This window comes from Mycobacterium stomatepiae, assembly GCF_010731715.1.
Taxonomy (GTDB): domain Bacteria; phylum Actinomycetota; class Actinomycetes; order Mycobacteriales; family Mycobacteriaceae; genus Mycobacterium; species Mycobacterium stomatepiae.
The window spans coordinates 3,993,520-4,006,590 of record NZ_AP022587.1 but is presented as its reverse complement, the minus strand read 5'-3'; the positions used below and the strand labels follow the sequence as shown (position 1 = coordinate 4,006,590).

Genomic DNA, 13,071 nt, shown 5'->3' with positions numbered 1-13,071 from the left:
CCGGGCCGTGGAACCTACAGACTGCCACCTTAAAAACACCGGCGTGCCTATTGCCGCGCGACGGCTGGATTTTCGGCACCGAACTACGCCGAGCGACACCCGGTGCGGGCGGGCCCGCGGGCAATGGCAGACTCTGGTGTCGTGACCAACAGCCCGAATCAGACTGCCACTGCCACACTGCACACCAACCGCGGCGACATCAAGATCGCCCTGTTTGGAAACCACGCGCCGAAGACCGTCGCCAACTTCGTTGGCCTGGCGCAGGGCACCAAGGAGTACTCGACCCAAAACGCGTCGGGTAGCCCCTCCGGTCCGTTCTACGATGGCGCGGTCTTTCACAGAGTGATCCAGGGCTTCATGATCCAGGGCGGCGACCCGACGGGCACCGGCCGCGGTGGCCCGGGCTACCAGTTCGCCGACGAGTTCCACCCGGAGCTGCAATTCGACAAGCCCTATCTGCTGGCGATGGCCAACGCGGGTCCGGGCACCAACGGCTCACAGTTCTTCATCACCGTCGGGCAGACGCCGCACCTGAACCGGCGCCACACCATCTTCGGCGAGGTGACCGAACCCGACTCGCAGAAGGTGGTCGACGCGATCGCGACGACGTCCACCGACGGCAACGACCGTCCGACCGACCCTGTCGTCATCGAGTCGATCACGATCTCCTAGATCGTTTCCCGGATACGCCGGCCAGCTAGGCGTCGTTTCGACCGGCGTAGCCGGCGTCGGTGAGCGCGTCGAGCACCTCGAGTGGCTCGGTGCCGAGGTCCCAGCGGGAGAACAGCACCAGGCTGTCGCCGGCCGTTTCCACTTCGAGGAAGCGCACCCTGCGCCCGAAGCGGCGGAACTCGGTAATCCGAATGATCTTGATGTCGTCGTGCTGCAATACCTGCGTCTGGAACCATCCCCGCATCACCAATCCGGTGGGGGTAATTGCCAGCTTCGGTCGCGCGCGCCACGTCGCGCCCGCAAACAACAGCAGACCCGCCCCGGCAATCCCCACCAGAACGCGCCCCGGGGGGTCTGTGACTAGGGTCACACTGGCGATAGCCATGAACAACCCGCCGAGGCCACAACCAGCGACTCCCGCAGCGCGCGGTTCCCACTGTGTTTGCTGCATGCTGCCCTTAGCCCCTCCCACCACTGTCGATGCAGTTATCCACATCAGCTATTAACAGTGGGGATAAATCACACGCGTGTGATTGGGTGCTCACAAGGTTGCTGAGTTAACGGCGGACCGACCCCAAGATGAATTCATTCGCCATTTGATCTTGGTTAGTGCCAGCGCATCGTGAGCAACAAGCCGGTGATCATGAAAGCGAACGCGATCGCGTAGTTCCACGGACCCAGTTCCGCCATCCAGTGCAGGGCGGTCGGGGCCTGGCTTCCGACGGCCGCCAACTGGAACACCATCAGCCAAACGAGGCCGATCAGCATCAGACCCACGAACAGAGTGACGAACCACACGCTGGACGGTCCGACCTTCACTTTCACCGGCGTCCGGCTAACCGCGCTGACGGTGAAGTCGTTCTTCTTGCGGACCTTGGACTTAGGCATGATTACCTCGAGATCACGGTGAGTGGGACGGGGTGCAACGATAGCGGTTACAGCTACACGCAGGACTTGGCTACGAGATTAACCCATCTGGTCCCTCGACCAGGAAATTGGAGACTCGATGACCCAGACCCACCGGTCACCCTGGCGCTTCGGTGTCCCGTTGGTTTGCCTGCTGGCGGGGCTGCTGCTGGCCGCCACGCACGGGGTATCCGGCGGCGCCGAGATCCGTCGCAGTGACGCGCCGCGGCTGGTCGACCTGGTCCGCGAGACGCAAGCCTCGGTGAGTCGCCTGAAGGCCGAGCGCGACGAGCTGGCCGGCAAAATCGACTCGACGCATCTGCGGTCTTCGGATGCTGCGCTGGCGGCCATGCTGCGGCGGTCGGCCGAGCTGGCCGCCGGCGCGGACATGACCCCGGTCCATGGGCCGGGCCTGGTGGTGACACTTGACGACGCCCAGCGCGACGCCAACGGCCGCTTCCCACGCGATGCCTCTCCCGACGACCTGGTGGTGCACCAGCAAGACATCCAGGCCGTCCTCAACGCCCTGTGGAGCGCCGGCGCCGAGGCGGTCCAGATGCAGGATCAGCGGATCATCGCGACGTCCGTGCCGCGCTGCGTGGGCAACACGCTCCTGCTCAATGGGCGTACCTACAGCCCGCCGTACACGATCACCGCGATCGGCAATGCCGCGGCCATGCAGGCGGCACTGGCCGCCGCTCCGCTGGTGATTCTGTACAGGCAGTACGTCGTCCGATTCGGGCTCGGCTACCACGAGGACGCCAAGCCCGACGTGCAGCTCGTCGGGCACTCCGAACCGGTCCGCATGCATTTCGCGCAGCCGGCCGGCCCCGTCGGCTACTGAGGACCCACTGAGCAGGCCCGACGCTCGGCCGGGCGGTAACCTGACACGATGCGGATCCTGGTTGTCGACAACTACGACAGCTTCGTGTTCAACCTCGTGCAGTATTTGGGGCAACTCGGAGTCGAGGCTGACGTGTGGCGCAACGACGACGCCAGGCTCCTCGACCCCCCAGGTGGGCATGCCGCCATCGCCACGCAGTTCGACGGCGTGCTGCTGAGCCCAGGGCCGGGTACCCCGGAACGTGCGGGCGCGTCGATCGATCTGGTCCGGGCGTGCGCAGCAGCGGCCACCCCGCTGCTTGGTGTCTGTCTTGGGCACCAGGCCATCGGCGTCGCGTTCGGCGCCACCGTCGACCGTGCACCAGAACTCCTGCACGGCAAGACCAGCAGTGTTCACCACACCAATGTCGGTGTGCTACAAGGACTTCCGGACCCGTTTACGGCGACTCGATACCACTCACTGACGATCCTGCCGGAATCGCTGCCGCCGGTGCTCGAGGCGACGGCCCATACCCGCAGCGGGGTCATCATGGCCGTGCGCCACACCGAGCTACCGATCCACGGTGTGCAGTTCCACCCGGAGTCGCTCCTCACCGAGGGCGGGCACCGGATGCTGGCCAACTGGCTGGCCTACTGCGGGTGGTTGCGCGACGACACCCTGATCCGCCGGTTGGAGAACGAGGTTCGTTCCGCGGTGCGGCCGTATTTCCCGGCCGATCCCGCGGCTACTGACCGAACTTCAGCGTGATGATTCCATCCCGGTTGACCCCGGCACCGGCCGGGGGATTCTGGTACACCACTTTGTGGGACTGAGAGCCACCGGCGTCGACATCGGCGCCCTTGTCCAGCACCCCGGTCCAGCCCAGCGCGCGTAGCCGCGGTTCGGCGTCGGTCCAGAACATGCCGGTCAGGTCGGGCATCAGGAATTGATTGCCCTTCGACACCTGCAACTCGACGATCGAGTCCACCGGAACCGTCTGCCCCTTAGGCGGATTGGTGCCGATCACCTCGCCGGCCGGGCGAGGGCTGTCCACCGCCGTCTGGGTGAGCTTGGTAAAGCCGTAGACCGTGAGGTTCTTCTGCGCGATGTCGACGGTCTGGCCCGCGACGTCGGGGACCTGCTTGGTCTCGGGCCCGGAGCCCACGATCACGGTGATCACGTTGGTGATCGCCGATGTCTGATTCGCGGGCGGGTTGGTGCCGATCACCTTGCCCAGCAGCTCTGGGGTCGACGGCGAGTTCGCCTGCTTGAACTTGGTGAACCCGGCAGCCTTCAGCTTGCTTACGGCGTCGGAATAACTCATCGAGGACACGTCGGGCACTTCGCGTTGCTCGGGTCCGGTCGAGACGTTGATCGTGATCTCGTCGCCGGCCGCCACCGACGCGTTGGCGCCGGGATCGGTGCTGATGACGTGGTCGGGCGGGATCGACGAGTCGGGCTTCTGCAGCGTGCGCGTCTTGAAGCCTCGATTCTGCAGGGCGGCAACGGCATCCGCGGATACTTGGCCGCGCATGTCGGGCACCTGCACATCGCGGGTGGAGCCGCCGAACGTGTTGAACGCGATGACCACGACGATCGTCAGCACCGCCAGCACGGCGACCGCGACAACCCAGCGACCGACCGGACCGCCCATCCGATCGGGATCGGCGTCGGCCAGGCGCTGGCGCGGCGGGTCGGTGCGCGGACTGTGCCCCGGACCGACGGACGTGAGCATCGAGGTCCGCTCGGCGTCGGTGAACACCTTCGGCGCCTCCGGCGGTTCTCCGTTGTGTACCCGAACCAGGTCGGCGCGCATCTCGGCCGCGGTCTGATACCGGTTGTCCGGGTTCTTGGCCAGCGCCTTGAGCACGACGGCGTCCAGGTCCGGGGAAATGCCGGCGTGCCGCTTCGACGGAGGCACCGGGTCCTCGCGGACATGTTGGTAGGCAACCGAAACCGGTGAGTCTCCGGTGAAAGGTGGTTCCCCCGTGAGCATTTCGTAAAGCACGCAGCCCAGCGAGTAGACATCGGAGCGGGCGTCGACGGAATCGCCGCGAGCCTGTTCCGGCGAAAGGTATTGGGCAGTACCGATCACGGCCGCGGTTTGGGTGACGCTGTTGCCACTGTCGGCGATTGCGCGCGCGATGCCGAAGTCCATCACCTTGACCGCATTGGTGGTGCTGATCATGATGTTCGCGGGTTTGACGTCGCGGTGGATAATGCCGTTTTGGTGGCTGAAGTTCAGGGCCTGGCAGGCGTCGGCGATGATCTCGATCGCGCGGCGCGGCGGCAGGGGTCCGTCGTTGTGCACGATGTCGCGCAGCGTGACGCCGTCGACATACTCCATGACGATGTAGGGCAGCGGACCGGCGGGTGTTTCTGCCTCGCCGGTGTCGTAGACCGCCACGATGGCCGGGTGATTCAGCGCCGCGGCGTTCTGGGCCTCGCGACGGAAACGCAAATAAAAACTCGGGTCGCGGGCAAGATCTGCGCGCAGCACCTTCACCGCGACGTCGCGATGCAAGCGGACGTCGCGGGCCAAGTGAACCTCGGACATGCCGCCGAAACCCAGGATGTCGCCCAGTTCGTATCGGTCGGACAGGTGCTGCGGGGTGGTCATTGCGGTGTCTCGTGTCGGGCCGTCGACAGGCTGGGCGTCAAGGGGGTAGCCCAGCTCAGTTCGGGTGGCCTGCTGTGGAATCCAGAATTACTTATCCCGCCGCGATCCGTCCAATCCAGCCGCAAACTCGGGGCCGAACCGCTCGGTGTCTTGCTGGCCGGCGGGGGCCCGTTGGCCGGCGGCGTCCCGGTGTCGGTGACGGTCGGGGGCGGAGGTTGCTGCTGTGGGTTGTCGCCGCGGGAGTTGATCACGATGAGCACCGCGATGATGATCGCGAGCGCGCCCAGCACCCCCGCGGCCCACAGCAGCGCGCGCTGACCCGACGAAAAGGTGCGCCGGGCCGGCGGCTGGCGGCGGCTCGTCGTCGGCTGGGAGCGACGCGGCGCGGCAGTACGGGGACTGACCGCGGCGGCGGACCGGGTCTGTGGGTTCGATGGAATGGCCGCCGGCGAGGCCCGTCCGGGCGGCGGTGACTGGCTGGGCCGTGGGGGACGGCGGCCGGCGCGCACGGCGGCCACGGCGTCGGCGAACGGCCCCCCGCTGCGATAGCGCATGCCGGGGTTCTTCACCAGCGTGATCTCGATGAGTTCGCGCACATTGGGCGGAAGCTCGGGCGGCAGCGGCGGCGGGGGCTCCTTGATGTGCTTCATCGCGACCGTCAAGGCGCCGTCACCGGTGAACGGACGCTTACCCGAAACCACTTCGTAGCCAACAACTCCCAGTGAATACACGTCGCTGGACGGGGTGGCGTCGTGGCCCAGCGCCTGCTCGGGCGCGATGTATTGGGCGGTGCCCATCACCATGCCGGTCTGGGTGACCGGCGCGGCGTCGACGGCCTTGGCGATACCGAAGTCGGTGATCTTCACCTGCCCGGTCGGGGTGATCAGGATGTTCCCCGGTTTGACGTCGCGGTGTACCAGCCCGGCGGCATGCGCGATCTGCAGCGCCCGGCCCGTCTGCTCGAGCATGTCCAGCGCGTGACGCAGCGACAGCCGGCCGGTGCGTTTGAGCACCGAGTTCAGCGGCTCACCGTTGACTAACTCCATCACCAGATAGGCGGTGCGGCCCTCGCCGTCCATCTGGCTTTCGCCGTAGTCGTGCACGGCGGCGATTCCCGGATGGTTGAGCATCGCGGTGGTGCGCGCCTCGGCGCGGAACCGCTCGATGAACTCGGGGTCCTGGGAGAACTCCGCCTTGAGGACCTTGACCGCCACGCGACGGCCCAGCCGGCTGTCCACCGCCTCCCACACCTGGCCCATGCCGCCGGTGGCGATCAGGCGCTGCAGCCGGTACCTGCCCGACAGCGTCACTCCAACTCGGGGGCTCATGGCTTGCCTCCCGCACGCTTCAGTCCTCGCACGTTCCGTGCTGCGATCCTCACCTGCGCTCGCCTGCGGAAGCTCATGGGCCCCCCTGCAATGCGGCCTGGATGACGGCCCGCCCGATCGGTGCCGCGAGCGCACCGCCGGTGGCCGAAAGGCGGTCGGCACCGTTCTCCACGAGCACCGCCACGGCAACCTTCGGCGACTGCGCGGGCGCGAACGCGATGTACCACGCGTGCGGCGGAGTGTTCCGCGGGTCGGCGCCATGCTCTGCGGTACCGGTCTTTGATGCGATCTGCACGCCGGGAATGGCCCCTTTCTGCTGTGCAGCCTTCTCGGCACCGACCATGAGCTCTGTCAGCTTAGCGGCGATCTGCGGCGATACCGCGCGGCGCTGCTGATAGGGCGCAGTCGTGCTGATGTTGGCCAAGTCCGGTCCCTTGAGGCTCTCGACCAGGTAAGGCTGCATCGTCACGCCGCCGTTCGCGATGGTCGCGGCGATCTCCGCATTCTGGAGCGGGGTCAGCGCTACGTCCTTCTGTCCGATGCTAGACATCCCGAGAGCGGCGGCATCCGCGATTATCCCAACCGTCGATTCCGCGACTTGAAGCGGAATGACGCCCGGGCTGCTGTCCAGGCCGAACGAATGCGCCATGCTGCGCAGGGCCTCCGACCCGGTGAGGATGCCCAGCTGGACGAACGCGGTGTTGCACGACTTGGCGAAGGCCTCGCTCAGCGAGACGGTCGGTTGGTCGCCGCACGGCGTGCCGCCGTAGTTCTCCAGGGTGGCGGTGCTGTTGGGCAGCGGGATCGTGGCCGCCGCCGTCAGCTGCTCGTCGTCCTTGGCACCGGCCTGCAGCGCCGCCGCGGTGGTGATCACCTTGAACGTCGAACCGGGTGGGTAGGTCTCCGAGATCGCGCGGTTGGTGAGCGGGTTGTCCGGGTCGTCGCGCAGCCGCTGCCACGCCTGCGCCTGCACCTCGGGGTCGTGCGACGAGAGCAGGTTGGGGTCATACGACGGCGAGGACACCATGGCCAAAATCTTGCCGGTGGATGGCTCCAGGGCCACCACGGCTCCCTTGCACGGCGGCCCGCCGCAGTCCTGCTGCATCGCGTCCCAGGCGGCCTGCTGCATCCGGGGGTTGATCGTGGTGTCGACATTGCCACCGCGGGGATCCCGGCCGGTGAAGAAGTCGGCCAGCCGGCGTCCGAACAGTCGCTCGTCGGAGCCGTTCAGCAGCGAATCCTCGGCGCGTTCCAGGCCGGAGCTGGAATACCGCAACGAGTAGAAGCCGGTGATCGGGGCGTACACCGCGGGGTTGGGGTACACCCGCAGGAAACGGAACCGGCTGTCGGTGGCCACCGAGTAGGCCAGCAGCTGGCCGCCCGCGATGATCTGGCCGCGCTGGCGCGAGTATTCGTCGAGCAGGACGCGTTGGTTGCGCGGGTCGGCCCGCAGCCCGTCGGCGGCGAACACCTGCGTCATGGTGGCGTTGAGAAGGAGGAGCACGATCAGCGCCATCACGGTCATCGAGATCCGGCGGAGAGAGGTGTTCATACCTTCTGAATCACCTCGGTGCCGGCCGTCGCGATCGGCGACGTATCGCGCGTGTGGGATCGCAACGGGCGTCGGGCGCTATGCGAGATGCGCGCCAGGATGGCCAACAGCACGTAGTTGGCCAGCAGTGAGGATCCGCCGTAAGACATCCACGGTGTGGTGAGCCCGGTCAGCGGAATGAGCTGAGTGACACCGCCGACGACGATGAACAGCTGGATCGCCAGCGTCGAGGCCAGGCCCGCGGCCAGCAGCTTGCCGAAACTATCTCGGGTCGCGATCGCGGTACGCATGCCCCGGACGATGACGATCGTGTACAGCATCAGAAGGGCCGCCAGCCCCACTAATCCAAGCTCTTCACCGAACGCGGCGATGATGAAATCGGTGGAGGCGGCCGGCACCGTGTCGGGCTGGCCGTTGCCCAGACCGGTGCCGAAGATACCTCCGGTAGCAAAGCTGAACAGCGACTGCACGATCTGATAGCCGCTGCCGTCGGGATCGGAGAACGGGTCCCACCACATCTGCACCCGAGTCCGTACATGCGCGAAAATGAAGTACGCGACAACGCTTCCCGCGGCGAACAGCACCAGCCCGATGACCACCCAGCTGAAGCGTTGGGTGGCCAGGTAGACCACCACCAGAAACGACGCGTAGAGCACTAGCGAAGTGCCGAGATCCTTTTCGAAGACCATCACACCGATCGAGATCACCCACGCCGCCAACAGCGGTGCGAGGTCCCGCGGCCGCGGCAGGGTCATCCCCATCAGGTGCTTGCCGACGCTGGTGAACAGACTGCGCTTGGCGACCAGCACTGCGGAGAAGAAGATCAGCAGCAGAATTTTGGAGAACTCGGCGGGCTGAATCGAGAAGCCCGGCAAGCGAATCCAGATCTTGGCGCCGTTCTGCTCCGACAAGGTGGCCGGCAAAATGGCGGGGATGGCCAAGAAGATCAGCCCCGTGAGCCCGAAGATGTAGCCGTAGCGCGCCAGCTGCCGGTGGTCTTTGAGGAAGGTGACGACGAGCGCGAACGCGGCGACGCTGACCAGGGTCCACAGCACCTGCTGGGTTGCGCTGGGGTGATGACGGCCGCTGAGCTCGTTGCCGACAAGGTCCAGCCGGTGGATCATCACCAAGCCAAGTCCGTTGAGCAGCGCCACAATTGGCAGCAGCAACGGGTCGGTGTACGGGGCGAACCGTCTAATGGCCAGGTGCGCGCCTCCGAACAGGGCCAGGAATCCCAGCCCGTAGCTGGCGATGCCCCAGCGTAGGCCGCGCTCCTGGTTGGCATCGACGATCAGCAGCGCGGCGACGGTGATCAGCGCGGCGAAGCACAGCAACAGCAGCTCGGAGTTGCGCCGAGTCGGCAGCGACGGCGCGAGCGTGACCGGCGGTTGGACCTGCGTGGTCATGCAGCCGCCCGGCAGTCGATGCCCGGCTGAGGTGGAAGTGGCGGGAGCGTAGTCACCGTCTGGGGAGGAGTCGTGGGCGACGTAGTCGCGGGCGCTGCTGGAGTGGTGCTGACAGGGCCGGGGTTTGCGGGCGTACTGGTGGGTGGGGTGCCGCTGGAAGGGGTGGGGGGTGCTGTGGCGCTCGGCGGTGTGGCCCCGCTCGTCACCGGGCTCGGGGGCGCGGGCGGCGAGGTCGCTCGGGGCGGCGGGCAGGGGGGCAGCAGGTTATTCGCCGACAATTCCTTCAACTGGGATTCGGCCTCGTCGAGTGTCCCGGCCGGGAGTCCGGCCAACACCTGGGCGCGAGCGGCGGGGCGCAGATCCTCCAATTGCATCAGCCGGCAGTCGAGGTGGCCACCGGATTGGCCGAAGCTGATGATCGATAAGTCGTTGCGTGCGTTCAAACAGCCCACCAAGTAGGGCTCGTGTAGCGACATGCCCAGTAGCGAGCCCTGAATGCCCCGTATGATCGACACCATGCCGTTGTATTCGGCGACGTAATAGTTGCTCCGGATGATCGCTCGCCCGACGGCCAGGCCGGTGAGCGCCAGCAGCACCACCAGGGTTACGACGATAAACATCCGCCGCCATGCGAAGCGCGGCCGAGGTGCCGGCTCCTCTTGTGGCACAACGCGTTTGGCCGCCTCTTTGCGGGGGCCGATAGCCGAAGCTCGGCCCGCCGAGGTGTTGGGCAGGGTGAGTTGGTCTTCTTCGCCGGATACCGCACCGGCCAGAATCGGCTGGGTCTGGCCATAGTCGTAGTCGACGACATCGGCCACCACGACCGTCACGTTGTCGGGACCGCCGCCGCGCAGCGCCAATTCGATGAGGCGGTAGGCACTTTCGGCGACGTCGGGAATCTGCAGTGCCTCGTGGATGGTCTCGTCGCTGACCGGATCGGACAGCCCGTCCGAGCAGAGCAGGTAGCGATCACCGGCGCGGGCTTCGCGCATCGTCAACGTGGGCTCGACCTCGTGACCCGTCAGGGCCCGCGTGATCAGCGATCGCTGCGGATGGCTGTGCGCCTCTTCCTTGGTGATGCGTCCTTCGTCGACCAAGGTCTGGACGAAGGTGTCGTCCTTGGTGATCTGGGTCAGTTCTCCGTCGCGGAGCAGATAGCCGCGCGAGTCTCCGATATGCACGAGCCCAATACGGTTGCCCGCGAACAGGATTGCGGTCAGGGTGGTGCCCATCCCCTCGAGGTCGGGCTCCATCTCTACTTGGGCGGCGATCGCCGAATTACCGGAGCGCACCGCCGTATCGAGCTTGGCCAGCAGGTCGCCGCCGGGTTCGTCGTCGTCGAGGTGCGCCAGCGCGGCGATCACCAACTGGGAGGCCACCTCGCCGGCCGCGTGGCCACCCATGCCGTCGGCTAGGGCCAGCAGTCGAGCGCCGGCATAGACCGAGTCTTCGTTATTGGCGCGTACCAAGCCGCGATCGCTGCGGGCGGCATATCGCAGGACCAGAGTCACGGGCGCCACTCTTCCCCGCGAGTGGGTGAGGGTCCCCCGACCCCGGTTATGCCGGCATCATCATCGCCGTCGCGGGTCATGGGCGCAGCTCGATTGCCGTCTTGCCGATCCGAATCGGCGTTCCGATTGGAACTCGTACCGCAGTGGTCACCTTCGCCCTGTCAAGGTAAGTACCGTTGGTCGATCCTAGATCCTCGACGTACCATTCCAAGCCGCGCTGAGACAGCCGGGCGTGCCGCGTCGAGGCGTAGTCGTCGGTCAGCACCAGCGTCGAGTCGTCCGCACGTCCGATCAACACCGGCTGCCCGCTGAGCGTGATGCGTGCACCTGCCAGCGCTCCTTCGGTCACCACCAGATAGCGGGCGGCATGGCGGCGCTGGCGGGACGGCAGCAACGTGCCGCGCAACGCCAAACCGCGGCGCACCATGACCGCACCGGTTGGTGCGTAGATGTCAGTCTTCAAGATCCGGAGAACAGACCAGATGAATACCCATAACAGCATTAAAAATCCGGCACGCGTCAGCTGCAGTACCAGTCCCTGCATCTGGCGTCCTTTCCGTCCTGGCGCCGCACCTCATGAAACCAAGCAACGTCACGATACTTGGAGGGCGATCGACGCGGGGCGAAGCTCGGCAGCTTACGGCCGGTGCGTTCAGTGGATCCGAACGATGATCTCCGAGTGGCCCAAACGGATCACGTCGCCATCGGCCAACTGCCACTCCTGTACCGGCGCGTTGTTCACGGTCGTGCCATTGGTGGAGTTGAGGTCCGACAGCAGCGCGACTTGTCCGTCCCAGCGGATTTCCAGGTGGCGCCGTGACACACCGGTGTCGGGCAAGCGGAACTGCGCGTCTTGCCCGCGCCCGACGATGTTGGAGCCGTCACGCAGCTGGTAGGTCCGGCCGCTACCGTCGTCGAGCTGCAGCGTGACCGCCGTTCCGGCGGACCCGTAGCCACCCTGCCCGTAACCGCCGTAGCCGCCGCCGGCCTGCTGGCCATAGTCAGCCTGCTGGCCGTGCTCGTAATCGCGGTGAGCGGTCTCGGGGTATGCACCGCCGGCTCCTGGACCGTAGCCACCGGCCGGGACGTTCTCCGCGTACTGCGTGTAATCCCCGCCGCCGTACTCCTGCTGGCCGCCGTAGCCCTGGCCACCTTGCGGGTAGCCCTGGTCGTATCCGCCGGCCGGCTGCTCGGGGTAGGACGGCCGCTGCTGTTCGGGCGCGGCTGCGGGTGGGTAGCCGCCCTCTTCGGGACGAGCTGGCCCGCGACCGTACTCGCCGTAACCGCCGCCGTAGGCCTGGCCCCCGCCGGGCTGCCCGTAGCCACCCTGGCGGTAGCCCTGGTCGTAACCTTGTCCGGCCTGGTCGTAGCCCTGAGCGCCATAGCCGCCACCGGCTGGCGGACGCTGCTCGTACGACGGCGGGTAGCCCTGACCCTGCTCGGCGTAGCCGCCACGACCTTGGTCCGGGTAGCCGCCCTGACCGGGGTAACCACCCTGCGGCGGATAGCCGCCCTGCTCGGGGTAGCCGCCGCGCTGGTCTTGGTAGCCCCCCTGCTCCGGATAGCCGCCCTGCTCCGGGTATCCCCCGCGAGGGTCGGGTCCGGCCTGCGGCTCCTGGCCGCCACGCTGGTCGTCTTGCGGACGCCCATAGCGCTCGTCGTAATACTCGTCGCCGGGACGCCCCTGCCCCTGACCGCGGTTGCTCGAGTAGTCAGTCATTGGTGGTACTCCTGGTTCTGCGCTGAACGGCTGTTTTGATTGTGGCCGGGCGGGTTCGCTGACCTTCGAGCGGGGCTCGACATCGGGGTTGACAGCGCCGCGGGCGCGAAACTGTCCGGTACGCAGGTTCGGCAATTGCTCGAACCGAACGACGACATCACCATACGTTTCCCACCCCTGTTCGTGGATGTAGTCGGCCAGGTATCTGCCGAAAGCGCGCGAGGTGACAACCGGATCGGCGCCCACCTTCTCGAAGTCGTGCACACCGAGGGTAATGACGTATTCGTTGGGCGCCAAAAGGTGATTTCCGTGAAGCGGTCGCAGGCCGTCTTCGGCTTCCCGGCGCAACATCGCCTCAACCTCTTGGGGGACAATCGATCCCCCGAACATCCGGGCAAATGCGTCGCCGACGGTCGACTCGAGCTTGCGCTCGATCCGGGCGGCCAGCCCCCTTTGGCTACCCATGCTTCAGCGCTCGCCCGCACTTGTCGCGGTAAATCGCCGGCGAAAGGCAAACGACTTGCCCGCGTGTC

The 13,071-nt window shown here is 66.5% G+C and carries 12 protein-coding genes; 3 read left to right on the top strand and 9 right to left on the bottom strand.

Annotation, left to right across the window (positions count from 1 at the left end):
* Positions 1 to 123: 123 nt before the first annotated feature.
* Complete coding sequence (locus G6N54_RS18910; protein WP_163791408.1) at positions 124 to 672, top strand: peptidylprolyl isomerase; 549 nt, start codon at positions 124 to 126, stop codon at positions 670 to 672.
* A 25-nt stretch (positions 673 to 697) separates the two neighbouring features.
* Here G6N54_RS18910 and G6N54_RS18905 read toward each other — a convergent pair whose 3' ends face one another.
* On the bottom strand, positions 698 to 1,123 hold the full coding sequence (locus G6N54_RS18905) for a PH domain-containing protein (RefSeq protein ID WP_163791407.1): 426 nt from the start codon (positions 1,121 to 1,123) through the stop codon (positions 698 to 700).
* 155 nt (positions 1,124 to 1,278) lie between these two features.
* Positions 1,279 to 1,560 carry a cell division protein CrgA gene (crgA, locus tag G6N54_RS18900; RefSeq protein WP_163791406.1) on the bottom strand — a complete coding sequence of 94 codons (282 nt, stop codon included), beginning with the start codon at positions 1,558 to 1,560 and terminating at the stop codon, positions 1,279 to 1,281.
* Positions 1,561 to 1,678: 118 nt separating this feature from the next.
* Here crgA and G6N54_RS18895 point away from each other — a divergent pair, with 118 nt between their 5' ends.
* Both G6N54_RS18895 and G6N54_RS18890 read left to right on the top strand, forming a co-directional pair.
* Positions 1,679 to 2,422, top strand: a complete 744-nt coding sequence (locus tag G6N54_RS18895) for a DUF881 domain-containing protein (RefSeq protein ID WP_163791405.1) — start codon at positions 1,679 to 1,681, stop codon at positions 2,420 to 2,422.
* A 48-nt stretch (positions 2,423 to 2,470) separates the two neighbouring features.
* A complete protein-coding gene (locus G6N54_RS18890; RefSeq protein WP_163791404.1) occupies positions 2,471 to 3,169 on the top strand; it encodes an aminodeoxychorismate/anthranilate synthase component II in 699 nt (232 codons plus the stop codon).
* Here the strand turns inward: G6N54_RS18890 and pknB are convergent.
* From pknB to G6N54_RS18855, 7 genes are all read right to left on the bottom strand, one after another.
* Positions 3,147 to 5,021 carry a Stk1 family PASTA domain-containing Ser/Thr kinase gene (pknB, locus tag G6N54_RS18885; RefSeq protein ID WP_163791403.1) on the bottom strand — a complete coding sequence of 625 codons (1,875 nt, stop codon included), beginning with the start codon at positions 5,019 to 5,021 and terminating at the stop codon, positions 3,147 to 3,149. The two genes, G6N54_RS18890 and pknB, sit on opposite strands and share 23 nt — an antisense overlap.
* Positions 5,018 to 6,349, bottom strand: coding sequence for a serine/threonine-protein kinase (locus tag G6N54_RS18880; RefSeq protein ID WP_163791402.1), 1,332 nt, complete (start codon positions 6,347 to 6,349; stop codon positions 5,018 to 5,020). Before G6N54_RS18880 ends, pknB begins: the two co-directional genes overlap by 4 nt.
* Positions 6,350 to 6,422: 73 nt before the next feature.
* Positions 6,423 to 7,901, bottom strand: coding sequence for a D,D-transpeptidase PbpA (gene pbpA / locus G6N54_RS18875; protein ID WP_163791401.1), 1,479 nt, complete (start codon positions 7,899 to 7,901; stop codon positions 6,423 to 6,425).
* Entirely contained in the window at positions 7,898 to 9,307 is a 1,410-nt protein-coding gene (locus tag G6N54_RS18870; RefSeq protein ID WP_163791400.1) for an FtsW/RodA/SpoVE family cell cycle protein, read from the bottom strand. The genes pbpA and G6N54_RS18870 overlap by 4 nt, the downstream gene beginning before the upstream one ends.
* On the bottom strand, positions 9,304 to 10,818 hold the full coding sequence (locus G6N54_RS18865) for a PP2C family protein-serine/threonine phosphatase (RefSeq protein WP_232072890.1): 1,515 nt from the start codon (positions 10,816 to 10,818) through the stop codon (positions 9,304 to 9,306). The genes G6N54_RS18870 and G6N54_RS18865 overlap by 4 nt, the downstream gene beginning before the upstream one ends.
* A 76-nt stretch (positions 10,819 to 10,894) precedes the next feature.
* On the bottom strand, positions 10,895 to 11,362 hold the full coding sequence (locus G6N54_RS18860) for an FHA domain-containing protein FhaB/FipA (RefSeq protein WP_163791398.1): 468 nt from the start codon (positions 11,360 to 11,362) through the stop codon (positions 10,895 to 10,897).
* A 108-nt stretch (positions 11,363 to 11,470) separates the two neighbouring features.
* Complete coding sequence (locus tag G6N54_RS18855) at positions 11,471 to 13,003, bottom strand: FhaA domain-containing protein (protein ID WP_163791397.1); 1,533 nt, start codon at positions 13,001 to 13,003, stop codon at positions 11,471 to 11,473.
* Between the last annotated feature and the right edge of the window lie 68 nt (positions 13,004 to 13,071).

Bases quoted from the DNA above. Each gene is read 5' to 3' on its own strand.
- G6N54_RS18910 (WP_163791408.1), top strand. From the start codon at position 124: ATGGCAGACTCTGGTGTCGTGACCAACAGCCCGAATCAGACTGCCACT.
- G6N54_RS18905 (WP_163791407.1), bottom strand. From the start codon at position 1,123: ATGCAGCAAACACAGTGGGAACCGCGCGCTGCGGGAGTCGCTGGTTGT.
- crgA (WP_163791406.1), bottom strand. From the start codon at position 1,560: ATGCCTAAGTCCAAGGTCCGCAAGAAGAACGACTTCACCGTCAGCGCG.
- G6N54_RS18895 (WP_163791405.1), top strand. From the start codon at position 1,679: ATGACCCAGACCCACCGGTCACCCTGGCGCTTCGGTGTCCCGTTGGTT.
- G6N54_RS18890 (WP_163791404.1), top strand. From the start codon at position 2,471: ATGCGGATCCTGGTTGTCGACAACTACGACAGCTTCGTGTTCAACCTC.
- pknB (WP_163791403.1), bottom strand. From the start codon at position 5,021: ATGACCACCCCGCAGCACCTGTCCGACCGATACGAACTGGGCGACATC.
- G6N54_RS18880 (WP_163791402.1), bottom strand. From the start codon at position 6,349: ATGAGCCCCCGAGTTGGAGTGACGCTGTCGGGCAGGTACCGGCTGCAG.
- pbpA (WP_163791401.1), bottom strand. From the start codon at position 7,901: ATGAACACCTCTCTCCGCCGGATCTCGATGACCGTGATGGCGCTGATC.
- G6N54_RS18870 (WP_163791400.1), bottom strand. From the start codon at position 9,307: ATGACCACGCAGGTCCAACCGCCGGTCACGCTCGCGCCGTCGCTGCCG.
- G6N54_RS18860 (WP_163791398.1), bottom strand. From the start codon at position 11,362: ATGCAGGGACTGGTACTGCAGCTGACGCGTGCCGGATTTTTAATGCTG.
- G6N54_RS18855 (WP_163791397.1), bottom strand. From the start codon at position 13,003: ATGGGTAGCCAAAGGGGGCTGGCCGCCCGGATCGAGCGCAAGCTCGAG.